Raw genomic sequence first — 23,156 nt, forward strand, 5'->3', positions numbered from 1 at the left:
ATACCATAGCCGGGCAAGCAGAGTCTCTGCCCGGACAAGTCTTATGTCTATAGGCCCATTTCTACTTCCTACTTCTTAAGTCTCAGTCGCGCGAAGCGCTACGGGGCCAGCCGGGCTAGCGTCCAGCTTTCCCCCTGGCGCTCGTACACGATTCGGTCGTGGAGGCGGGACGGGCGGCCCTGCCAGAACTCCACGCGGTGGGGCCGCACAATGAAGCCACCCCAGTGCTCGGGGCGCGGCAGCGGGTCTTGGCCGGCAAAGCGTTGCTCTACTTGCCGTTCCTGCGCTTCCAGCTCTTCCCGGCTGCCGATAGCCTGACTTTGGGGCGAGGCCCAGGCCCCTACCTGGCTGCTGCGCGGCCGGCTCTGAAAATAAGCATCCGACAAGGCTGCCGGGGCTTTTTCTACCCGGCCTTCTACGCGCACCTGCCGCTCGAGGCCGGGCCAGAAAAAGGTGAGGGCGGCCACAGGTCGCGCGGCCAGATCCTGCCCTTTGCGGCTGTCGTAGTTCGTGTAAAACAGAAAGCCCGCGTCGTCGGGTAAGCCTTTGAGCAGCACCACCCGCGCCGAGGGGTGACCGGCCGCATCGACCGTCGAAATCGTCATGGCCGTGGGCTCGTCGAGGTGGGCGCTGAGGGCTTCGTCGAGCCACTGCCGAAACTGGAGCACGGCGTCGGCCTGCACATCGGCTTCCGACAGGGTGCGTTGCGCGTAGGTCTGGCGCAGGTCGGCTAGTTGTTGATCCGTCATGTGTGTAAAAACCTCAAACCAGATACTTGTGGTGGCTTTGGTGCCGCAAGGTAGTACATTGACCGTCCCCTTGGGAACCTAGCAGTGCCTGGTTCGCGTAAGAATAAAAGTGAAAACCTGCCGCTAGCTTGTACAACTTGCCCGACTGTTTGTTCAACTTGGGCCGAGCCGCTAGTACGTGGTCCAACAGGCTTCGCCAGTGGCTTTCCGTGTAGTGCTCACCCATCAATGTCATTCCCATGCCCCGGCTACGCGACAGCAGCTTATTGATTTCCCAGCCCTTTCTGGGCGACCCGAATTTCGAGCGTGCGGTAGTGCTGATCTGTCGTCATTCGGAGGAGGAAGGCTCCTTCGGGCTGGTGCTCAACCGCCCCTCCACTCTGCATTTCGGCGACGTGCTGGAACTGCCCGGCGGGGATGCCTCGCCCGCCGCCCGCTTGCCGCTCGGCCTTGGCGGCCCCGTGCACCCCGATACCTTACACTACCTGCATCACCGCGCCGATATTCCCAAAGCCGTCAGTCTGGGGCAGGGTATCTATTGGGGCGGCGACTTCAAAATCTTTTTGGGCCTGCTGACGAGTGGTGAGCTGCAAGCTGCCGACGTGCGCTTGTACGTCGGCTATTCTGGCTGGACGGCCGGCCAACTGGAGGAGGAAGTGAAGGAAAATGTTTGGATAGTGCACCCCAATGCTGCCGGGAAAGTATTTACTTTGGATACTGATGCCTTCTGGCAAGCCATTTTGCGGGAAAAAGGCGGCCGCTTCCGGGTTCTGTCCAACTATCCACTCGACCCCCGCCTCAACTAGCTTTTGCTTTCTTCGCTGCCGGACCACCCTTTCTTAGCCCCGTGTCCGGCCTTTTCCTTTGACCTTATGTTACCTGAAAACGAGAATCCCGCCCCCAACAGCTCCGACGCTGCTTCGGAGTCGCCGATGAGCATTCTGGAGCGCCGGCTGGCCGAAATCCAGTCCAAGCAAACCTCGGACGCCGACACTACTGCCACGTCAGAGGCAGCTTCTACCACTGCTGAAGAACTAACCGAGCGGCCCGCACAAGGCACTCCACCCGTAGCTGATGCTTCGGCGGGGGCCGGCACCGCCGAGCCTACTGCCGCTACTACTGAGGGAGCCGCTGAAGCCGCCGCGCCACTTTCCGCCGCCGAAGCCCCGGCTATTTCCGATTCGCTGGCTCGCGCTGAGGACCACTACGGCCACGCCAACCCCGGCGTCCAATCGGCGGAAGCCGCCCAGTCCGAAGCCGCCGTTGGCTCAGCGGCAGAACCCGCGCCCGCGCCTGCCGTCGGCTCCTTGCCCGCAAGTATCGAAGCTACTGCTGGCTCAACGCCGGAAGATGCCGCCGTTGGGCCTACGCCCTCACAGCCGGAAACAGCCGATTCGGCGCCGGTAACGGCCGTGAATGAGCCGGTAGTAGTGCTGGCTACCGCCGCCGATATTGAGGATGCTCCGGCGGCAGTGGCGGCATTGCCAACTTCGGCCAACGACACGGCCGCCGAAGCAGCAGAGGCCGCCGCGCACAGCCACGCGGCCCCCGAAGAGGAAGAAGAGTACGTGCCGGAAGTTGCAGGACCCGATTTCTCAACACTGGACCTGCCCGCTCAGGCTTCTCACCTGCTGGCCTTGCTGCGTCGCCCCGATGCGCGCCAGAATCGCAAACAGATTTTTGACCTTCATCGGCACTACGAAACCAGCATTGCCGCCGACCGCACCGCAGCCCGGCAGCGCTTTACTGAAGGCGGCAGCGAAGCCGATGACTTTGCTTACAGCGGCCCGGAAGGACACGCAGACTTAAGCAAGGCGCTGCAGGACTTCCGTGACAGCCGAGCCCGTGATGCCCGCGCCGAAGATGAGCAGCGCGCCAAAAATCTGGCCCACAAGCAATACCTGCTCTCGCAATTGCGGCAGCTGGTCGAATCGGCTGAAACCAAGGACAGCTCGGTGCGCATCAAAGCCCTGCAAAACGACTGGAAAGCTACCGGGGCCGTGCCGCAGAAGGAGGCCCAGGAAATCTGGAACAGCTACCACGCCCTGCTCGATATTTACTATAACAACCGCGGCCTGTTCTTCGAGATGAAAGAGCTGGACCGGCGGCGCAACCTGGAAGCCAAGGAAGCGCTGATCGTGCGCGCTGAGGCGCTGGTGCAGCAGCCCAGCATCAACAAGGCCCTGCAGGAGCTGCGCCAGCTGCACGAGGAGTGGAAGCATATCGGGCCGGTTTCCAATGAGCAGCGCGATGCTATCTGGAACCGGTTTCTGCAGGCTTCCGAGAAAGTACACGACCGGAAAAAGGAATTCCTAAACGTGCGCTCCACCCAGGAAAACGCGAATCTGACGCGCAAAACGGCGCTGATGGAACAGATCAAGAGCTTTGCTGAATTCCAGACGGAGCGGGTGAACGAGTGGCGCGCCAAAACCGATGAGCTGCAAAAGCTGAAAGAGGAATGGGATGGTGCCGGCCTGGTGCCCCGCGACAAAGCCGAACAGCTCAATAAGCAGTTCTGGGGTGCTTACAAGGGATTTTTCCAGCGCAAGAATCAGTTCTTCAAGTCGCTGGACGAGGAGAAAAATACCAACCTGCAACGCAAGCTGGAGCTTTGCGACCAGGCGGAAGCAGCGTTGCAAAACCCAAACTGGGAGGAAGGCCGCGAAATAGTAATCCGGCTGCAGAAGGAGTGGAAGCTTGTGGGCCGCGTGCCCGAGAAGCAGTCCGACAAAGTTTGGAACCGCTTCCGTACGGCCTGCGACTCTTTCTTCGAGCGCAAGAACGAGGAAGCCAAGCAGCGGGTGCAGCAGGCCCAGCAGGTGTCGCAGGAGCAGGCCACCCGCCTCGACCATATCGCCGAAGCCGTAACGGCCCTTTCGGCCGATGCCCCCGGCACGCTGGAGGGATTCCGCCAGCACGTGGAGGAGTGGCGGGCCTTCGATGGCTCGACCACCGGGCCGCGCGGGTCTGCTGAGCGGGCCGAGGAGAAATTTCAGGCCTTGATGAGCAAGTATCTGGATGCGGTACCGGGCATTTCGTATGCCGAGCGCACCGATATGCTATTCCAACTCCAGGTGGAACGCCTCAAATCGAATCCCGATTCGCAGCAGGTACTATACCGCAAGGAGCAGGGCTTGCGCCGGGATATTAACGAGCTGGAAAACGACATCGCGACCTTACAGACTAACCTTGAGTTCTTTGCGCGCTCCAAGAATGCCAACCAACTGCGCGAGGAGTACCAGGGGCGCATCGAGGAAGCGAAGGCTCGCATCGAGGGACTAAAAAAACAGTTGAAAATTATTCGCTCATAGTTTGGGAATTGTGGTGGAAGCACTAGTTTTGCACCACAATTCGCCTCCTTAGCTCAGCTGGTAGAGCAACTGACTTGTAATCAGTAGGTCGCTGGTTCGATCCCGGCAGGAGGCTCTGATAGCCAACAATAGCCACCCACATCGGGTGGCTATTGCTGTTTTAAGCCATTCCAGGCGCATTCCTGTTTCGCTGGCTAGTACTCATCTCAGATCAACTCTGCCTATTGCACTGCCCAGACATGACTGAGCACCTCGCGGTCCATGTTCAGGCTAGCTCCACCGCTACTATCGACACTACTATAGCGGTTTCGTGAACCGTTTATCCTTTTTTCAGGCTATCTGGACATGGTAGCCACAGTGGTTAAACCAGTGCTGGGCATCGGCACTGGTAATCCAGTCCACGGCGGCCTGCACCGCTTCTTGTAGGGCCTGCCGGCTCGGTGCCTGGGCTGTGCGTAAGGCCGTTTTGAGCTTGCTCCAGGCCTGCTCAATCGGGGCAAAATCGGGCGAGTAGGGCGGCAAAAACAGCACCTGCACGCCCCGCTCGGCCAACCACTCCCGTAGGCCCCCTATTTTGTGCACGGGCAGGTTGTCGAGCACCAGCACATCGCCCCGCCGCAGAACAGGGGCCAGACAATAGCCCACATACAGGGCAAAGCGCTGGTAGTTGAGCGCCCCCTCAAAGAGTTGCACGGCTTCCAGTGTCTGGCACGAGAGCAGCCCAATGAGCGTGAGCGAGCCCCCGCGCTTGAGCGGGACGGCTTGCCCCACCCACTGCCCCCCTACGGCGTGGGCGTAGCGGCGGCTCGCATCCAGACGCAAGCCGGTTTCGTCCAGAAAGTGAAACCGGCGCGTATCGTAGTGCTGGGCGACTGTTTCAACAAAATCGTGGCGCAGGGCCACGACGCGGGGCGTATCACGTTCGCTGGCGTGATAACTTTTTTTCGCCGTAGGTGGTGCTCGTCCAGCACCCGCCAGAGGCAGGGCTGGCCGATGGGCCGCCCGCCCTGGGCCTGCCAGGCCTGGTTCAACTCGGCCAGGGTGACATCGGCATGCTGGCCCACATAGGCTACCAGCCACGCCTGGGCCGCCGTATCCAGATAGCGCGCCCGCCCCCCCACTGGCCGGTTTTGGCGCCAGCGAGCCGGTTTCGCGCTCGTGGCGCAGCAGTTTTTTGATAAAGGCCACGCTCACGCCGAAACGCTCGGCGACGGCGGCCTGGCGGGAGCCAGGCTGGCCCAAGGCCGCCGCCACACGGGTGCGTAAATCAAGAGAATAGGGTTGCATAGGGGTCCTTACGTAGTTCCCACCATATGGCCTATATAGTTCACGAAACCGCTATAGGTGCCTATCCGAATAGGTAGTCATGCTGAGCTTGTCGAAGCATCTCTACCGCTTCGCCTGACGATTGGCAACGAAGCGGTAGAGATGCTTCGACAAGCTCAGCATGACTACCTATTCGGATAGCCTCTTAGTGCCAGGACGTGTAGGAGCTAGTGTGTAGCAATGACGTAAAGTATGCCAACGACTGTTATGCCCGCAAAGCAGGGGCGTGACTTATACCTGCGGTGCATGCGACGGTGATCTTTAGAATGTCCCGGATAAGAAAAACGCCCTGAAGCTCTATGGGGGCTTTTTTGTTGGTTCCAAGCTCATAAACACAGCCTAAACAACGCCTCGGCGCTCATCGTCTACTGGTTATACGAATATAAAATACCGGGACGATCCACTCAGCAAAGCTGGTAAGCTGATTTTATACCAGGCATGACGGTCTTTTTCAACAACGTCAGCAGGCGAGATGCTTCGGTTACGCCACTACATGACGAAAGAAATAGGAAGCATCATCTGGAGCCAACTGGTATAGGCATGGGAAGCGGCCGGGTATTCTATCGGGCTGTGCTTTGTACACTACCACTGTCACTTGGCCACACCTCAGCTCATTATGCCGTGCGGCGGCCTGCTTGCATAGTCGCTAGCATTTCATCGTGGCGTTTGCGTGCTAAATCTTGGCTACGAGAGGCGACGCCCCAAATGGCGGCTGGTATCCAGCCAAGGATGGTGAACTGCAGGATAAAGCACACTATTCCTTTAAGAAAGTGCCCGTTAAGCATCATGGAGAGGCCAGGGATGAGTATGGCTAGCAGCATCTGTGAAATAAGATTGAGGTGATGGTAATTCTAACCTACGCAAAAATCACAATCTGGCCCACGCAGGTACGGCCGCCAGGCTACTGACAATGCCTGGCAACATGGATGACCGTAGTAATCCTTGAGGAAGAGGCGTTGGGTAAAGATGATTTTTTACCGCAGTGTTCAACAAGAAAAATCAATATTTCGGCCACTTGCGAAACAAGCTGAACGGGCAAAACTGTATTTGGTAATGCTTATGAGAGCTTAGGTCGTAGGTGCTCTGGCATCCACGCTGGCTCGACCATGGGTTTACCTCCCTAAGTAGGTAAACCCAATAAAATATCATAAACGAGCTTGCATCTTACGCCTTTCGGTAGCAAGGCACAACAGTAGTGAAAAGGCAAAGTTGACATATTGCTTTCAAGTTTATCGTAATGCTTGATTGAAAACCAACTCGGATAGAATCAGAATTATTAACTGTTGTTAAATTTTGTTTAAAAGCATCATCGAAAGTAATTGTAAACGAAAATGAATATGCTACGTTTGTAACAGCGTTAAGCAAGGATTAATGCTTGTTCTTCATCCACACTAAAAAAAATTCAGCATGGCATTAGATTTCAGCCAATTCGAAGAGGTACTCAAGGCTGCTAAAAGTAGCGATGTTGTTAAGAAAGATCTGCGTAAGGCGCTGCGGGGCGTGTCTTCGGCTATTACTGCTCTCAACCAAGCCGTAGCCGACATGGAAGCTGTATTGGCAGATGACTACCAGCCAGTAGCTAAAGTGCGGAAGCCCCGCGTAGCAAACCCAAATGGCGCTAAGCGGGGGCGCAAGCCCAAGGTGGCTGCTGCGGAGTAATGCTCAGCTTTGCTTTCTGTGGAAAAGGCTCCTAGTAGTAGGAGCCTTTTTTTGTGTGTTTTTCGATGCTGCTGCGCAGGCCCTCACTATCTATGCTGCTGCAAATCGTAGCGTAAGTGTTCAAGCCAACGTGCCTGGGAAAGCTAAAAGCTGCCCGGCCAAAAGGTGCCGCTTATTGTGCATACTCGCTGGTGATGCGCCCAAAAATAGCTTGTATTGGGCGGGTACATCCAGTTCCTGGATTCTGAAGAAATAGTAAGCGAGTTAGGCTGTGTGGACAGTAAGAAAAAATAACGTCATGCGGAGCGCCGCGAAGCATCTCGCGTGCAGTCGTTGGATTACGACTCCTATGTCAGCACACGAGATGCTTCGCGGCGCTCCGCATGACGTTCAAAAAGTATTCAGGAGTGATTTTTCGATTTGCCCATACGCCCTAGGAGAATGTCTGCCATAAGGTAAAAGGAACTCGTCCTACAGAGCAAATCCATGCTCTTGCGTAAGCATCATCATCGTATTGCTGAGCAGTTCACTTCACTAAGGCCGTTGCGTCATCGCTATACAATTCGAGCAGAGCGGTAGCAATGCGTCTGTAGATGCAGCAGTATACTAATTAAGTGCGTACTTAAAAGACTAGGGTAGTGATGGTTGACAAAAAAACAATTTAGGCCAGGTACAGGAGTTGAAATACAACGCTAGCTACAAGAGCGTATACATACCCGGCGCAGTAAAACGATAGAGGAAGGATTAAAATGAAATGCGTACTATTCTACCTTATAGCGGTTTTGCAAACCGTAGACACCCGATGTAGAGACGCGTATTCGCGTCTCGTCGTTGAACGAAACCGGGCAGGCGGCACGAACGATGAGACGCGAATACGCGTCTCTACATCAGCCGGGTTCCACCGTTCACGAAACCGCTATAAGTTGTTGATAGGGTGCATAGGACGCTCAGACAAATAATCACTCTTTGTCAGCGCGCCCGTCATTAACCCCAAGTTTATTAAACGTGCTGACGCACCCTGATGGAGGTATTTTAAAGGCTACTCGATATGGCCAGGCTGCCGATTTAGCACGGAGCGCAGCTTGATCTGTAACCTGGTACCGGCGGCACCGCCCTGCTGTTTGCTGCCTTGTTTGGCCGCGGTGCGCTGGTGAAAAGGTACTCATCATCGGAGCTGATGCCAGCTAGAGCAACGTGTGCGCCCTGATGATATTGGACGTTGCCTTGCAGCAAGGCAATGAAGAAGCTTGCCAGCTTTTGCAAGCACAGAAGGCCACGTAGGGGGCAAGAGAAAAGATAGTTAAAGAAAATCTGCTGCCCCCTGCCGCCAGAACAGCCGCAGGAATTGATCGGCCACAAAAAAACCGACTCAGGAGTCGGTTTTTTTGTGCTTTAGGCCGCGTCGCTTAGTCGCTCACGGGTCAGAATCGCCTGGATGGCAGGCGAGCCTTGGTCATTGGGGAGGTGGGGAAGCTGGGCAATCTGTTGAATGGTCAGTTCGCCATCTACGTAGCGTTGCAACTCAAGCAGTAATTCCGGCTTGGGGCCGGCACCACCCATGGAGGCCACCGCAATACCCCACTCGGCGTGCCGCTGCCGCTTGAGGCGGGCAGCCACTTCCTGTTCGGGTAAGTCAGCGGAAATAGGTTTAAAATAGGTAGGATCCATCAGCTTGCGCAATTGGTGTTGCGAGTGTATACGACGCAACCTGAGAAGAGGTAACAGAAAGAAAATGGGCGGCCCTATCGCCCAACCAACCGCGCCCCTGCCACAATGAGCCGTGGTAAGAGCATGCCAGATAAGTGGTTTTGACTGAAGAGGGCTGCGGAAGACAAGCAAAAAAAGAAATAGCTGGGGCGGTTTCGGGGTTTTATTATTCTCATATCTTTGTAATGCTGCCTGATGTATGAAGGGTTGAATTCGTTGGCTCACCACGCGCTTCTGGTCCTGAGTGCCACACGTAGCCGCAGTGCCGCCGCCTCTGTTTACGCTCCGCTATGATTCCAAATTTTCCCGCCGGATCGGCTCCGTTAACTTGTGCTATTCTGGATGACGACGAAATAAACCGGCTGACGCTGGCGCATTATATTGCCCTTAGCGGCTCCCTGCAACTAGTGGTGTCGCTTTCAGGCAGCGTTGAGGGCCTGGATTTCTTCAGCATGGGCCGCCGGGTCGACATCCTGTTTCTGGACGTGGAAATGCCGGATCTGAACGGGTTGGATATGCTGCGCCTGTTGCCCGAGCCGCCCCAGGTGGTGCTGACTACGGTCCACGAGAGCTTCGCCTGGGAAGCCTTCGAGCTGCGGGTAGCCGATTACCTGGTGAAGCCCTTCGAGTATGAGCGGTTTATGCAGGCCGTGGCGCGGGTAAGCGAGCTGGTCGTAGCGGGCCGCGCCGGCTAGTTGGCCACCGCACCCAGGCCCCAGGCCCCAAGCCGCTCGACAGCCACGGCCGGTCCTAAAGTGCCTGCCTGAACTGCTACCATCTCGCCCGCTGACTACCTGAGGGAGTTGCTACGCCAGCCCAGGCGGCGAGCCAGCCTTTGTGTGCGGCTGATCTAAGTTCGGTCGGAGGGAATATTGGAAGCGTGCTGTTGCACTTGCCACACGAGCTGCGACAGAAGTTGGGTAAGCTGCTGCGCGGCGGCGGTTCGTGCTTCTACCGGGGCCTTGGCATCTTCCAGCGTTTCCACGAAGGGCAGCAGCGTATAAGTCATCAGCAGCTTCAGCGAGGGCTTGATGCGGTGGGCCAGAGCAGCTACCCGCGGCCAGTCGGCAGCAGCGGCGGCCTCCTGCAGATGCGTGATGCTCGCAGGGGTATGGGTCAGAAATGAGTCCAGAATGCGCCGGATAAACGCCGGGTTGTCGCGGGCCGTGCGCCGCAGATCGGCCAGGGCAAACAAGGGTGGGGCGGGCCGGATATCGGCGCGGTGCAGCACCAACATCTTGCGTATCAGTTCCGTGGCTTCGAACGGTTTGGCGAGGCAGTCGTTCATGCCAGCGGCCAGGTACTTCTCATTATCAGCCAGAAAGGCGTTGGCCGTCAGGGCAATAATGGGCGTTTGGGCGCGGGCCGTATCGGGGTGCTGCCGGATGCGGGTGGTGGCTTCCAGGCCGTTCATGCCCGGCATCTGAATGTCCATCAGAATAACATCGTAGACGGCGTGCTCAAACAAAGCGAGGGCCGAAGCTCCGTCGGTGGCGGTTTCGACCTGCACCGCGTAGCTTTCGAGCACCAGCTGCGCCAGCTGCCGGTTCACGTCGTGGTCTTCTACCAGCAGCACACGCAGCCCCCGTAGCGTTTCGGCCGCCTGCACCAGGTCGTCCTCATTTTCGACCGGGGCGGTGGCGCTGATGGCATCGGCCGGAGCCTTGGCAAACGTGAGCGTGAAGCCGAAGGAAGTGCCCTGGCCGGGCTCACTGCACATGAGCAAGTGGCCGCCCAGCTGCTCTACCAGGCTGCCGCTGATGGAGAGGCCCAGGCCCGAGCCGCCAAAGCGCCGGCTGGTATCGGCGTAGGCCTGGGTGAAGGTCGAGAAGATGGCTTCCTGCTTGTCAAGGGCCACGCCCAGGCCCGTGTCGCTGACCAGGAAGTTGATGGTGAGTGTAGTATCGGTTTCGCTGAGCAGCTTGCCCGTGAGCGTAATGCTGCCTGACTCGGTAAACTTGAGGCTGTTGCTGAGCAGATTGAGCAGCACTTGGCTCAGGCGCTGCGAATCGCTCAGCACCACGGGGTGTGGCTGGACCACGGGTTCAGTAGTGAAGCGCAGTCCTTTGCTATCGGCCTGGTAGCCTATAGTTTGGCCCACGGCCTGTAGCGTCTGATTCAGATCGAACGGAATCCGCTCCAGCTCCAGCTTACCCGACGTGATTTTGGCCACGTCCAGAATATCGTTCAGCAAGCCGAGCAAGTGGTTGCCCGAGTTGCGGATAATAGCCACGTACTCCTGCTGCTGCGCGCTCAGCGCGGTGCGTGTTAGCAGGCCGGCCATGCCCAGCACCCCGTTCATAGGCGTGCGAATCTCGTGGCTCATGTTGGCCAGGAAGTTCTCCCGGGCCATGGCGGCGGCTTCGGCCTCGCGCTTGGCGCGCTTAAGCTCCGTGATGTCGGTGCACACGGTCAGCACCTCCATCATGCCGTGGGGGCGCAGCAACGGACGCTTGACTACCTGCAGCTGCCGCACTTCGCCGGTGGCCAGCGTGAAGGGCATCTCGCCCGATACTTCCTCGCGCGTGGCCATTACCACGTCGTGCCAGGCCGCCAGCTGCCGCATTTCGGCCGACTCGGGCGAGTCGCCATCGAGCGGGGCCTGGTGGTGGTGGCTGAGGCCCAGCAGCTCGTTGAAGCTGGCATTGCTGAAAATCGGCTCGCCAAATCGCTCCGTGACGTAGAGGAAATTGGGGGAAGTATCGACCACCTGCCGGATAAATTCCTGCTGCTCAGTGAGGCGTAATTCGGCCAGGTAGCGGTCGGTGATGTCGAGACCGTAGGCTACGATCATCCGCACGGAGCCATCGGGGTTGAACACGGGCTGCATCAGGCGCAGCAGGTGGCGCGGCCCGTCCGGGGTCTGCACGGTTTCTTCTGTCGTCACTTGCTGCCGCTTCTGAATTACCTCATCGAACAGCTGCTTGCGCTGCTCGGCCAGCGCAATGGGCCGCTGGCGGTGGGCGCAGTACTCGAAGTGGTCTTTGCCAATAATCCAGGCCCGCACCTCGGGGTTTTTGATGCCGACCGGGTTCACGAACAAATACCGGTGCTGGGCGTCAAACACGCCGATATCGGCGGGCAGCTCGTTGAGAATGGTTTCGTAGAATTCGCGCTGCTCGGCCAGCTTTTGCTCGGCCCGGTAGCTTTCAGTCGTATCCAGGCCATAGGCTACCATCATGCTCAGGCTGCCGTCGGCGCCGAACACGGGCCGGAAGCTGCGCAGCATGTGCACCGAGCTGGTGGGGCTCTCGATGGTTTCTTCCCACTGCACGTCGCGCCGTTCCCGCAGGGCCAGCTCAAACAGCTCCTGCCGCCGCTCGGCCAGCGCCCGGGGCCGCTGGCGGTACGCGGTAGCTTCGAAGTTGTCTTTGCCGATCATCCACTGCCGGGTCGCCGCATCGGTGACGGTGCTGGGGTTGGCGAACAAATAGCGGTGCTGGGCATCGAAGACGGCCACGCCCACGGGCAGCTCTTCCAGAATGGATTCGTAGAATGCCTGCTGCTCGACGAGCTGCTGCTCGGCCTGGCGGCGACCCGTGATGTCGACCAGGTAGAGGGTAGCATACTGCTCCTGGGGCACGGGCGTCACCTGGAGCAGAAAATGCTGGTCGCCCACGCTGATTTCCTGCTGCTGATTATCGGCGGTGGCCAGGGCCGCCGCCACCAGGGCCAGCAGCTGGGCCCGCAGCGCGGGCGCGGCGGCCTGGGCTTGTACTAGCTGTTCGGCGGTCGGATTGGCATAGATAAGCTCGCCGCCCACAGTAAGGCGCAGTACGGGGTTGGGGTTCTGCTCCACAATCAGTGACACGGTGTGCAGCTGGGCTTCCCGCTGGTGGCGCTCTGTCACGTCGCGGTAGCACACCAGGCGGCCGGCCATTACGTTGTCGAGCACGAGGTAGTCGCGCTCCAGCACGCGCCCGTTGGCCAGCACCATTTCCTCATTTATGACCGACTGGCCCGCCCGGCGAATTGCGCCCGCCCGGGCCAGGTAGGCCTCCGGGTCCAGGAAGTTGTGCCGGATGCGGGCCGCCACGGTCATGCCCGTTATTGGGGTTGTGTCGGCGGAAATATCCTCGATGCCAAACAGCTCGCAGTAGCGTTGATTGACCAGCTCCACCATGCCGTTGTCGTCGACCAGCATAAACCCCATGCGCAGGTTTTGCACCAGCGATGCCAGCCGCGTATGGTAGCGTTGGGCGTCGGCCTGGGTATCGGCCAGCTGCTGCTCCAGGGCCGTTACCCGGGCCTCGGCCTGCTGGCGACGAACCTGTTCCTGCTGAAGCTGAGCGGCAAGAGAATCGGGAGGGGCAGAGGTGGACATAGAGCGGCGGAGACGATGCGCGACGAAGATACAAGGCCGGGTGCGCTACCACCAAGCGTTGGGGTGCAAAGCAGGCCGGAAAAGCCCCGGCCGGGCTACTGACACCAGAGTAGCGAAAGAATATGCCTGAAAAGAAATATTTCGGGTCAGAAAACCGTTGTTCTTCCTCCACCAACCCTCCTAAGGTGATGAAGAAAGTGCTGTTGTTGTGGGGCGTGCTACTTTTTTTCCTGGGCGGCGAGGCTGCCGCCGCCCGGCCCAGCGCCTACGCCCGGGCCAAATCTAAGGGCCGCGTGTACGTGCACCGGCCCAACTACAAACTCTACCGGGGAGCCCGGCACTACCGCCCGGTGCGCTGGCTCCAGGCCCCCAGGTTTCTGGCCCGAAAAGCCGGCGGCTCCCGCAGCCGGCTGTAAATAGTGGTCAGCGGGGCGGTGCGGCGGTGCGCCCGTGTATCTGGCCAAGCCGGTTTATACCAGTGGCTGCTGCCAGCAGACCACCGCCGCGTATATTTAGGCAGTCTATCCTGTTGTGCCCCACCTAATCCGCTAGTCACTTGCCCGCTATTTCGACCCGCTATCTGCTTCTGGGGAGCTTGCTATGGGCTTCCTGCTCGCCCGATACGCCCGCCCGGCAACCGGCCCAAGCGGCAGCCGTGCCCCAGAGCCCGCTACCGGTTTCTGCTGCGCCCGTCGCCGATACGCTCCCGACCTACACCTGGGAGTCGGACGCGTGCCGGTATGCGGGGCGCTATAACCCACGCCGCTACACCCGGGCGCAGCTCGATGGCACCTGGCAGGTGCTGAGTCAAACGCCGCTGCTGCATTACCGCACACTGCCGGCCCAACCGGCTGATATTGAGCGGCTGAACCTGGATAGCCTGGAAGCTGACTATGCCCGACTGCGGACCCAGTATCTGCGGTTGGCGGTGGTGCCGCAGCCGGCCTGGCAGAAGCTCAAACGCGCCCGGCTGCGGGAGTTGGAAGCGGAATATCAGGCCTCTAAAATCATTCTCAACGCCTTTATTTCTTCGGGCGCATCGTTTACGACGGCGTATGCGGCGGGTTGCGAGCGGTATACGCAGGGCCTGGCGGCGCAAAACGATAGTCTCATCCGGCGCGACTGGCAACGCCTGGCCGAGGAGCACAAAAAGCAGAGCGGCATCCCGGAAAGCTATATGGCACGGTTCGACGAGCAGTACGCCTCGGCCGACTGGCTGCTCTACGCCAAAATCGACCTGCTGACCTACGGGTGGTGGAACTGCGTGAATACCAACATGGCCCGCCCGCAGCCCGGCGAGCAGCTCCACCAGCAGTTTGAGCAGCTATTCGTTGGCGCGGTGCGCACCGATTGTGATGAGGCCGACTAAGCGGGCCGATTCGCCGGCGCAGGTCGGTGTTCCGGCGCTGCAAGTATTCGTTACACCCGATGGTGTCCACTTTCACTTCCCTAGCGATGACCAGCTTTCCCGCCGCTACCCAGCCCTTTTGGGATGATTCAGACCATTTTACCAGTCCGGAGCTCCTCACGCCGGCCATCATTAGCCGGGCCGAAACGGCCTTGGGCTACAAGCTGCCCGCCGCTTACACCGAGCTGCTGCGGGGCAAAAACGGCGGCACGCCCATCAACACGTGTTTCCCCACCGCTACTGCTACTTCCTGGGCCAACGACCTATATTGCCGTCAGTGGTATCTGCGGCATTGGCGGAGAGTGGGGAATCGACTCGCCGGAGCTGGGGAGCCGGTTTATGCTGGAAGAACGGGGCTACCCGGCCATCGGCATTGTGGTGGGGCAGTGCCCGTCGGCGGGCCACGACGCCGTGATGCTCGATTACCGGCAGTGCTCCCCACAGGGCGAGCCACAGGTGGTGCATGTGGATGTGGAAACGGGAGACGAGCCCGAAATTACGCCGCTGGCCGCCACGTTTCAGTTGTTTCTGGCGGGGCTGGCCCATGAGGAGCGATTTGCCCCAGCGAAGCCGGAGTAGTGGAATCAGAAACTATCGGGCACTAGGTGGCGGGTAGGCGGTCAGGGGAGGGAAAGAGTCCGGGCCACCAGTCGATTTTATCACCATACGAGGTGCAGTAGGGCTTCTTTCATCATTCTGTATGCAAATTCCATCAAAGTTGGTCTGCTTGTGTGTGCTGTTGTGGTTGCCCATTTGGGTGTGTGCCGCCCCCACCAACTACTTGCAACAATGCTGGCGTAAGCAGGGGCAGGCCCTGCAGGGCGGCTACGTTAGCTTCTCTTTTCAGGAGAAAGCCAACGAGCTGGAACACAGCCTGTATCCGTGGCAGCAAACCAGCTATGCCAAGCAAGGCAGCGTGGCGATGAATGCGGAAAACTTCCTCAAGCACGACTCCCTGACTCAGGGCAGCCGCACGCTATCCTCCAAAACGCAGCTCAGCCCCAGTGAGCTGCTGTTTCTGGACTACGGCGACAAGGATCTGTTTGCCGTGACGCCCGACCTCTTTGCTGGGCAGCTGGTGCACTCGGCACGCTACTCGCCCCTGTTGCTGCTGCACTATTTTGTGCGGCAGCAGGTAGCCGCCACCGCGCCCGCCGCCACGGAATTTGCCGTCTATCAGACCCAAGTGCAAGGCTCCCGGGTCACGCTCTTTATCCGCAAGGCCAGCCAGCTGCTCGACCGGGCCGAAATCCTGAGCCACGACGACCTGTTCGGCGACGTGCTGACTACCTGTACGTATGGCAACTACGAGAGCATCGGGAAGGTCAGCGTGCCGACCACGGTTGCCATCAGCAAGCTGAACGGCAAGCTGCAGGATGCAGTCCTGATTTCGGGGCTGCGCGTGGTGGCGCAGTCCGCGCCGCTGCTCCAGCGGCCGGCCGGCTACCAGATGCCGGCCCCGCCAGCGGCCCCGGCCCCGGTGGTGCAGCACTACCGCCCCAATATTCATCTGCTGGAGCTCAAGCACACCGATGACCGGGTGATGGTGGTGGAGTTCCAGGATTTTCTGCTGGTGGCAGAAGCACCTTTGAACAGCCAGAACGGCGAATCCATTCTGGCCGCCGCCCGTCAAATTGCCCCCGGCAAGCCCGTCAGATACTTTGTTTTCGGCCACTATCATCCGCATTACCTGGGCGGCCTGCGTCCCTTTGTGCAGCAAGGGGCCACGGTGCTGTGCGGCCCCGGCGACGAAGCCTACGTGCGCTACCTGGCTGCCGCCCCGCACACCCTGCGGCCCGACAGCCAGCAGCGCGCCCCGCGCCCGTTGCAGCTCGAAGAAATTGCGACCAGCAAAACCATTACCGATGGGCAGTTCACGATGCAGATTTACTTCATTGGCAATGCCTCAGCGCACACCAACGACTATTTGATCTATTATTTTCCGAGCGAAAAGCTGTTGTTTGAAGATGACCTGGTCTGGATTAAGCGGGAGGGAGGGAGCAAAAAAGCCAGCGCCCGCCAGGCGGGCCTGTATAAGGCCGTAAAGGCGCTGAACCTGGACGTCGAAACCGTCATCCAGTCGTGGCCCGTAGCCGACTACGGGGTGAAAACCATCATTCCCTTCGCCGACATTGAGCAGTCGATGCAGGTGAAGTGACGCCGGCCGGCGGTGGCACGCGTTGCCTGGAGCGTGTCGAAAGTAGCGCTTGTTAGAGGTAGTTGTCCCGTTGACCGTCCTGCTTCGGCTGCACGGACGCCCGAGCAAGCAGGCCCGCTACCAACGCACGCGGGATGCTTCGATATGCGCCGCAGCACGGTTCCTGGGCTTACTGCCCGCACCGCTGCCCTTCTTTGCCCGGAGCTTGGGGCCTACTGCACGCCCGTCACCCGAAATTCTACCCGACGGTTGAGCTTGCGGGTATTTTCCTGCAGGTTGCTGGCGCGGGGCTCCGCGCCGCCCAGCCCGATGCTGGTGATGCGCGGGGCCGCAATACCATGGCCGACGAGGTAGGCTTTTACGGCGGCTACCCGCTGCTCGCTGAGCACGATGTTTTTCTCCCAGACCCCAATATTGTCCGTGTGGCCGCGTAGCTCGATGGTTAGGGCCGGGTTTTTCGTTAGTAGGGCTGCCAGCTCATCGAGGGCCGCGAAGGAGGAAGCCAGCAACACGGCCTGGCCCTGGGAAAACTGCACTTTATCCAGCCGCAGCGTGGTACCGATGGCCAGCGGCTTCACCAGAATATCCTGCACGTAAGGCCCGGCTTGGGTCGTGTGGGTGCTGTCGGAGGACAGGTAGCCGGCCAGCAGGGTGCGCACCGTGTAGGATCGGCCCGGCGCGGCCGAAAAGGTGAAAGCGCCGTCGGGGGTGAGGGGCACCGGGGTTTCCTGGCCGCTGGCCACCAGCCGAAGCTGGGCCTGGGGCAGTGGCTGAAAGGTAACGGCATCGAGCACCCGGCCCCGCCAGGTGGCCGTGGTGGGCGGCGGCGGCGGCGCGGGTGCGGCCTGGGCCGCCACACGAAACAGGTTGCAGCCGGCCAGGTCGGTGTAGGTGCCCCGGCGCACCAGGCTGGCTTCGTTACGAGCCATATCTACCCGATACAAGGCGGTGGGGCCGGCCAAGTAGAGGCGGCGGCGGCCGGCTTCATCGTTCTGAAACAGCAGGTCGCTGTAGCCGCCGCGCTTGGGCAACCCCGCCAGTGGCGTTAGCTCGGGCAAGGGCTGGCGGGTCGTGAGGTCCACTTTCAGCAACGAGCCGTTGGTGCTGTAGACTTGGTACAGCGTGCCGGCATCGTCGAGGCAGAAGTTGCTGTGGGAGCCTGCTCCGGCAAAGCCGATGCTCGGATAATAGGGGGCCTGCCGCACCGGGTCGGTGGTCCAAACGACTGTCACCTTGCCGTCGTGGGGGCTGACTTTCACCAACTGCCCGGCGTCGGAAGTCATGAAGTACAGGTCGCCCCGGTCGTCGGTGGCGGCCGAAATCCAGACGTTTTCGGGGCCCTGGGCCGGCAACTGCCAGGCGGTGTAGCGGCCCTGGCGGGTGGCCGGGTCGTAGCGGTACACGTACTCGAGCGTATCGGTGGGCGCTTTGGTCACCGAATACAGACAGTTGTCGAAGCCTTTGGCCAGCGCGTAGGACTGAAAGGGCAGCACCCGCCGGTGGATTTTGGGCGGCGCGGTAGGGTCGGAAACGGAAAACTCATGAATCGTGCGGCAGTCATCTTCCCAGTGCTCGTCGAGGTAGCGCAGGGCCGCGATGCCGTACATTTTATCGTCGCAGCGCTGGTCGGCGTAGCGGCGGCTGGGGGCCGCGCCGGTGAAGGCAAAGGAGGCCACCACCTGCTGGCCCTGGCCCAGGTAGCGGCTGTCCTGGCTGGTGGCGGCCCGGTATTCCAGCCGATACTCGTAGCCGCCGCGCCACACCCGCCGCCCCACCACGCGGGTGCGGCCGGCCGCGCCCGGCGCGGAAGCGAAGGTGTAGTGGTAGCGCACTTCCTGGTAGCTGCCGGCATCGAGCTGGTCGAGCCCCAGCACCTGAACCCGGGGCAGGCCCCGGAAGCTGCGCCACAGCGAATCGGGCTGGCCGTGGGCAAGCAGATCGGGCAAGTCTTGCTGGGCGGTCGGCAACGGGCTGATGATTAGCATGACGCTGGCCGGGGCGGGCCGCTTCGCCGTGGCGTAGAAGGTCACCTGCGTCCGGCTTTCGGTGCGCTGGCGCTGCCACGACTCCGGGTACGTGAGTCGGATGTGGGCCCGGACATCGGTATACACCTCTTTGGGGGCCGAGGCCTTCTGTGCCGATAGCCTGAACCAGCATACCGCCAGTACCAGCGTCAGCAAAACCTTCATAAACGGGGAAAGCGGGAATACGAAAGAACGAAAGTACGCAAGCGCGCCGCACTTTGCCCGGCTGTTTACCGCCAATCCTCCGGTTTAGCAGCGGAGGCTCGGCGGTTGGGTACCGCAGGACATGCGTTGCCTACTCTGGCCCACCTGGCTCTTTGTGCCCTCAATGCCCCTGAGGCTGCGTTAAAAAGAGCTGCGGCTTCTCACTGGATACAACGAATGAGCCCGTTTTGGGTATCCGTCACATACACCACTCTGCCGCCAGCACCCACGGCTACCCCGAACGGCAAATTGAAGCGAGCCTCTTTCCCGACGCCATCCTGGCTTCCCCAGCCGCGTACGCTACCGGCAATAGTTGTCACTTCGCCAGCCGGCGTGATGCGGCGAATGGTTGAACTCACATAATCTGCCACATACATAGTGCCCCTGGCATCTGCCGCAATGCCATTTGGGGTATCAAAACGAGCGGCTGCGCCCGTGCCATCGGCAGCACCATTCTGCCCAGCCATGCCGGCCAGCGTAGCTACGTGGCCGGCGGGCGTAATTTTCCGGATGGTATGCGTACCGTTTTCAGCCACATAGACTATTCCTGCGGAATCTACGGCGATGCCCGAAGGGTGAGAAAACCGCGCCATGGCGTTTTCTCCATCGATAGCGCCTTTCTGGCCCGCCGCGCCGGCGAGGGTCGTCACCACGCCCGCCGCCGTAATGCACCGAATCGTATGGCTCTCGGTGTCGGCTACGTACACGATGCCTTTTGTGTCCACCGCAAGAGCGTGCGGATAGTTGAAGCGGGCTTCGTCTCCCTGCCCGTTTGTGCTGCCTTTCCGACCGGCTTTGCCCGCCAGGGTTGTCACGCTACCGGCGAGCGTGATTTTTCGGATTATGTGATTCTCGCCATCTGCCACATATAGAGTGCCAGATGCATCGATAGCCAGGCCCACGGGACGGTTGAAGCGGGCCGCTGTACCCTGGCCATCGAGGTGGCCTTTGCTACCCGCTGTGCCGGCCAGGGTTGTTACCGCGCCCAGCGGCGTGATTCGGCGAATGGTATGATTGTCTGTATCGGCTATATACACCGCGCCGTCTGTTGCGACGGCAATGCCCGTCGGCCGGTTGAAGCGCGCGGCGCGGCCGGTTCCGTCGCTACTGCCCGGCTGTCGGGCGGCCCCCGCCACGGTCGTAACCCTGTGGCTCAACGCACTGGCGGGCTGCTGCGCATACGTGGGTACCGGCAAGAGGAGTAGCATGGCCAGGCAGCTGGGAGAAAGAATGTTCATGCGAAACGGGCGAGGTGGCGCAGTATACTACGGAAGTGCGTGCTGCAAAATTGGATCTGTTCCTGCTCGTCTCCAGGAAGCCTGGCACCAGGTTGTGGGCTTCCTGGAGCATGCGGTGGGTTTTGCTGGCTGCCAGCCCGATGCAGACCTTGTAGACCTTGCAGACCTTGAGCCGGCCGCGGCGGCGGTCCTGCACTAGGCGCAGAAACCGCTCGGCGAGTTGGTCGCACGGCTGGTCGGCGGCGGGCGTCATGGGAAGGAGGAGGCGTTAAAACGAAATGGCAATGCTGGACGTCACGTTGCCGTAGCTGTCGGAGGTCCGGCCGTCTTTGTGCTCGAAGACCTTCTCCTCCGCGTTCAGCACGCGGCCTTCCACCCGGAGCAGCACGTTGCCGGTGGGGGCGTAGTCGAGGTTGAGCGACGCGCCTTTTACCTGGAAATCGGCATCCGTCACGTTGGGCATACTGGAGTTGATGATAACCCCGTGGTCGGCGTTGTAGTACTCCCCGCGCAGGGCCGCGGTCCACTTATCGGCCAGCTGGTAGCGCACGAAGGCCGCGCCGGTGTGCCAGGTGTCGGACCTGTGGCCCCGGGCGGCCTGCTCCTGCTTGCCCACGTCGAAAACCAGCGCCAGCGAGAGGCGGTCGGTGGCAGTGTAGCTGGCGTAGAAGTTATGAAAATAGCGCCGGCGCTTCACCGAGTCCTGGGGCTGCTCGTTGCCAAAAAAGCCGCTGCTGTTGAGGAGCAGCTTGTCGGTGGGCTTCCACTGAAGCTGGGTGCCCAAGGCCTTGGCCTGGTTGGTTTCGCGGATATTCTGCCAGCCATTCAGTCCCAGCACCGTCAGCGTCAGCCGGGGGGGCAGCTCATAGGTAAAGCGCACTCCCGATTCGTAGTAGGGCGAGTTTTCGGCCATGAGCGAGCGGCTCAGCGTCCAGTTGTCCTTGCTGACGGCCGACTCGAACCCGATGTGGGCCCCAAAAATGCCGGCATCGAGCCAGGCTTTCTGAAAGGGCCGGAAGCCGGCGTAAGCCTCATAAATGTGCTTAAACACCTGGTCTTCGGCCGCATAGTTGGCCGACACGTAGGAGCCGGCGTGCAGGCCAAGAGCGCCCCGCACCTTTTCATCTTGGTAACGCAGCCCGATCAGCGCGTTGTTGACCGTAAACTCGTTCTGGCGGTCGTGCGAGTACAGAAAGCCGGGCCGGTCCTGGGTGTCGTTGTGCTTGAAATCGTAGCCGTAATAGGCATCCACGAAGCCGTAGGGCGTAAGCGGGCCAGCGGTGGCCGGCGTGGCCGGGGCCTGGGCGGGCGTCACCACCGAATCGGCTGCGGGCGCAGTTTGGGCCCAGGTGGTAAAGGCCCCCAGCAGACTGAGGGCAAGTAGCGAAATAGCTTTCATAAGCAAGTGCGCGCCGGGAAAAAGCCGGGTGGGCGCTAAAAAAAGAGTCGGGAGAAGTGAATTCTGGGGCTCAAATGCTACCCAAAGCAACGGAAACGCCGGAGAAAAAGCTTGGCCTACTGGCAGCTCGCCTCATCCAGCGCCAGGTCCGGGCGCAGCACGCTCACGCGGTCAGGGGCCCGGCAGGCCGTTGTTCGTGTGCTGTGCCACCAACGCCTGCATTTTCGCTACGGCAAGGCGGCAGACCTTTGCCCCATGCGCCACCTGAACAGCGGCGGCCTTGGGCGACAGATACGGGTCGAGGCCGGAGCCGGAGGCGGGGAGCAGCTCAGCGGGCCCCCAGGCTTTGGTCACGCCCGGGTTCTGGAGCCAAGACGTGTCGAGGCGGGCCTGCATGGTGGCCAGGTTCGGGGTTGCTGCCCCCCTTGTCGGAGCCTGCCGAGCCGGCGGTGTTGTAGTCCACGGCCGAAGGGCAGCCCTGGAAGTAGCCGGGCGCATCGAATTTCTGGCTCACGTTGGCGTAGCCTGCCACGCGACCCCTTTGGCTCAGGGTTTCGCCCTGTCCTTGCAGTGGTAATCCATTTACTTTGGCAACGAAGCGGTAGAGATGCGTCGATTCTGCTGCGCTCAGCATGACGTGCTTGTTGTTATATTCGTCGATTCGCTACAAAAACAGCCCGACCAGCAGGTCGATGACCTGGATGCCGATGAAGGGGCCGCCGCCGCCGCCCAGGCCGTAGATGAGCAGGTTGCGGCGCAGCAGGGCCGAGGTGCCGATGGGCTTGTAGGCCACGCCGCGCAACGCCAGCGGCACCAGCGCCGGGATGATGAGGGCGTTGGAAATCACGGCCGAGAGAATGGCCGACTGCGGCGACTTCAGATCCATTACGTTCAAAGCGCCCAGGGCCGGGCCGGCCACCATGAACAGCGCCGGGATGATGGCGAAGTACTTGGCCATGTCGTTGGTGATGGAGAATATAGTCAAAGTCACCCGCGTGATGAGCAGCTGCCTGCCGATTTCCACGGTGAACATCACCGGGTTGCGGAACATGATGCGCGGGGCGAGCTTCTCGAAAGCCTGGTTCACGGCTTCGGAAACCAGCGCGGGCTGGACAAGGAATTGGGATTTAGCATACAGGAAGGTCAATAAGAACAGGCATGCTGAGTGCAGTCGAAGCATCTCTACCGCGCAACCAATTATTTGCTCTTGCAACGAAGCGGTGGAGATGCTTCGACTGTGCTCGGCGTGCCAGACGACGAGGTGTAATACAGGCTGCAATGCTCGGCAATGAGGCTCAGGGTCAGGGCCGGGAAAAAGGCCAGGGCGGCAATGATGACGATGACGGCCAGAGTACCATCACCCCGAAACTGGCCGTGTCGGCGGGCAGCGTGCCGCCGCCTTCGGGCACGTACTTCTTGCGGGCCAGCACCCCGGCAATGGCTACCGGGCCGATGATGGGCAGGAAGCGCCAGAGTAGCATCATCACGCCGGTACTGCTGTTCCACCAAGGCGGGTTGTCGCCGAGGCCCTCGAAGGCCGAGCCGTTGCTGGCTGAGGCGGAGGTGAACTCGTAGAGTATTTCCGAGAAGCCGTGGTAGCCGGGGTTAGCCAGCCAGCTAGCCACTAGACTTGTTCCTGAATAAAGCGA

At 60.3% G+C, this 23,156-nt stretch carries 18 protein-coding genes, 1 tRNA gene and 2 pseudogenes; 10 read left to right on the plus strand and 11 right to left on the minus strand.

The annotated features are described in order from the left end of the window. Positions 1-98 precede the first annotated feature (98 nt). A complete protein-coding gene (pdxH, locus tag E5J99_RS05780) occupies positions 99-749 on the minus strand; it encodes a pyridoxamine 5'-phosphate oxidase (protein WP_135496777.1) in 651 nt (216 codons plus the stop codon). A gap of 239 nt (positions 750-988) precedes the next feature. Between pdxH and E5J99_RS05785 the strand changes: the two genes are divergently transcribed. The 3 genes from E5J99_RS05785 (at position 989) to E5J99_RS05795 (ending at position 4,175) form a co-directional block, all read left to right on the plus strand. After that, complete coding sequence (locus E5J99_RS05785) at positions 989-1,555, plus strand: YqgE/AlgH family protein (protein WP_135496778.1); 567 nt, start codon at positions 989-991, stop codon at positions 1,553-1,555. A 66-nt stretch (positions 1,556-1,621) separates the two neighbouring features. Then, positions 1,622-4,060: a DUF349 domain-containing protein gene (locus tag E5J99_RS05790; protein ID WP_135496779.1), complete on the plus strand. Its 2,439-nt coding sequence runs from the start codon at positions 1,622-1,624 to the stop codon at positions 4,058-4,060. 42 nt (positions 4,061-4,102) lie between these two features. Continuing rightward, positions 4,103-4,175 (plus strand) — tRNA-Thr (locus tag E5J99_RS05795). Positions 4,176-4,390: 215 nt separating this feature from the next. On the opposite strand, the gene E5J99_RS21780 is transcribed toward E5J99_RS05795, so the two are convergent. Continuing rightward, on the minus strand, positions 4,391-4,963 hold the full coding sequence (locus tag E5J99_RS21780; RefSeq protein ID WP_245318735.1) for an IS630 family transposase: 573 nt from the start codon (positions 4,961-4,963) through the stop codon (positions 4,391-4,393). 1,830 nt (positions 4,964-6,793) lie between these two features. On the opposite strand from E5J99_RS21780, the gene E5J99_RS21585 reads away from it, so the two are divergent. Beyond that, entirely contained in the window at positions 6,794-7,045 is a 252-nt protein-coding gene (locus E5J99_RS21585) for a hypothetical protein (RefSeq protein WP_210114408.1), read from the plus strand. Between the two features lie 1,392 nt (positions 7,046-8,437). Here E5J99_RS21585 and E5J99_RS05810 read toward each other — a convergent pair. Then, a complete protein-coding gene (locus E5J99_RS05810; RefSeq protein ID WP_167852011.1) occupies positions 8,438-8,713 on the minus strand; it encodes a hypothetical protein in 276 nt (91 codons plus the stop codon). 329 nt (positions 8,714-9,042) lie between these two features. Here E5J99_RS05810 and E5J99_RS05815 point away from each other — a divergent pair, with 329 nt between their 5' ends. Then, positions 9,043-9,447 carry a LytR/AlgR family response regulator transcription factor gene (locus tag E5J99_RS05815; protein WP_135496783.1) on the plus strand — a complete coding sequence of 135 codons (405 nt, stop codon included), beginning with the start codon at positions 9,043-9,045 and terminating at the stop codon, positions 9,445-9,447. A gap of 155 nt (positions 9,448-9,602) precedes the next feature. On the opposite strand, the gene E5J99_RS05820 is transcribed toward E5J99_RS05815, so the two are convergent. Next, entirely contained in the window at positions 9,603-13,076 is a 3,474-nt protein-coding gene (locus E5J99_RS05820) for a PAS domain-containing protein (RefSeq protein WP_135496784.1), read from the minus strand. A gap of 185 nt (positions 13,077-13,261) precedes the next feature. Between E5J99_RS05820 and E5J99_RS05825 the strand changes: the two genes are divergently transcribed. The 5 genes and pseudogenes from E5J99_RS05825 (at position 13,262) to E5J99_RS05840 (ending at position 16,642) form a co-directional block, all read left to right on the plus strand. Then, positions 13,262-13,492: a hypothetical protein gene (locus E5J99_RS05825; RefSeq protein ID WP_135496785.1), complete on the plus strand. Its 231-nt coding sequence runs from the start codon at positions 13,262-13,264 to the stop codon at positions 13,490-13,492. A 140-nt stretch (positions 13,493-13,632) separates the two neighbouring features. Beyond that, on the plus strand, positions 13,633-14,445 hold the full coding sequence (locus tag E5J99_RS05830; protein WP_135496786.1) for a hypothetical protein: 813 nt from the start codon (positions 13,633-13,635) through the stop codon (positions 14,443-14,445). An 86-nt stretch (positions 14,446-14,531) separates the two neighbouring features. Beyond that, positions 14,532-14,768: pseudogene (locus tag E5J99_RS22210) on the plus strand (SMI1/KNR4 family protein); the annotation flags it as partial. Between the two features lie 55 nt (positions 14,769-14,823). Beyond that, positions 14,824-15,063: a hypothetical protein gene (locus E5J99_RS21785; protein WP_245318736.1), complete on the plus strand. Its 240-nt coding sequence runs from the start codon at positions 14,824-14,826 to the stop codon at positions 15,061-15,063. A gap of 121 nt (positions 15,064-15,184) precedes the next feature. Further along, positions 15,185-16,642 (plus strand): MBL fold metallo-hydrolase, encoded by a 1,458-nt coding sequence (locus tag E5J99_RS05840; RefSeq protein ID WP_135496787.1) that lies wholly within the window; start codon positions 15,185-15,187, stop codon positions 16,640-16,642. Between the two features lie 212 nt (positions 16,643-16,854). Here E5J99_RS05840 and E5J99_RS05845 read toward each other — a convergent pair whose 3' ends face one another. The 7 genes and pseudogenes from E5J99_RS05845 to E5J99_RS05875 form a co-directional block, all read right to left on the minus strand. Further along, entirely contained in the window at positions 16,855-18,831 is a 1,977-nt protein-coding gene (locus E5J99_RS05845) for an OmpA family protein (RefSeq protein ID WP_135496788.1), read from the minus strand. A 200-nt stretch (positions 18,832-19,031) separates the two neighbouring features. Further along, positions 19,032-20,108, minus strand: coding sequence for an NHL repeat-containing protein (locus E5J99_RS05850; protein ID WP_135496789.1), 1,077 nt, complete (start codon positions 20,106-20,108; stop codon positions 19,032-19,034). 268 nt (positions 20,109-20,376) lie between these two features. Continuing rightward, entirely contained in the window at positions 20,377-21,507 is a 1,131-nt protein-coding gene (locus E5J99_RS05855) for a porin (protein WP_135496790.1), read from the minus strand. Between the two features lie 171 nt (positions 21,508-21,678). Continuing rightward, positions 21,679-21,903, minus strand: coding sequence for a potassium-transporting ATPase subunit C (locus E5J99_RS05860; protein ID WP_167852012.1), 225 nt, complete (start codon positions 21,901-21,903; stop codon positions 21,679-21,681). Further along, a complete protein-coding gene (locus E5J99_RS22215; protein ID WP_135496792.1) occupies positions 21,836-22,141 on the minus strand; it encodes a potassium-transporting ATPase subunit C in 306 nt (101 codons plus the stop codon). The genes E5J99_RS05860 and E5J99_RS22215 overlap by 68 nt, the downstream gene beginning before the upstream one ends. A 30-nt stretch (positions 22,142-22,171) precedes the next feature. Continuing rightward, a pseudogene (locus E5J99_RS05870) lies at positions 22,172-22,531 on the minus strand (potassium-transporting ATPase subunit B); the annotation flags it as partial. A 277-nt stretch (positions 22,532-22,808) separates the two neighbouring features. After that, positions 22,809-23,132, minus strand: a complete 324-nt coding sequence (locus E5J99_RS05875; RefSeq protein ID WP_394345943.1) for a potassium-transporting ATPase subunit KdpA — start codon at positions 23,130-23,132, stop codon at positions 22,809-22,811. Between the last annotated feature and the right edge of the window lie 24 nt (positions 23,133-23,156).

The sequence above is a fragment of the Hymenobacter elongatus genome (assembly GCF_004745955.1).
Taxonomy (GTDB): Bacteria; Bacteroidota; Bacteroidia; order Cytophagales; family Hymenobacteraceae; genus Hymenobacter; species Hymenobacter elongatus.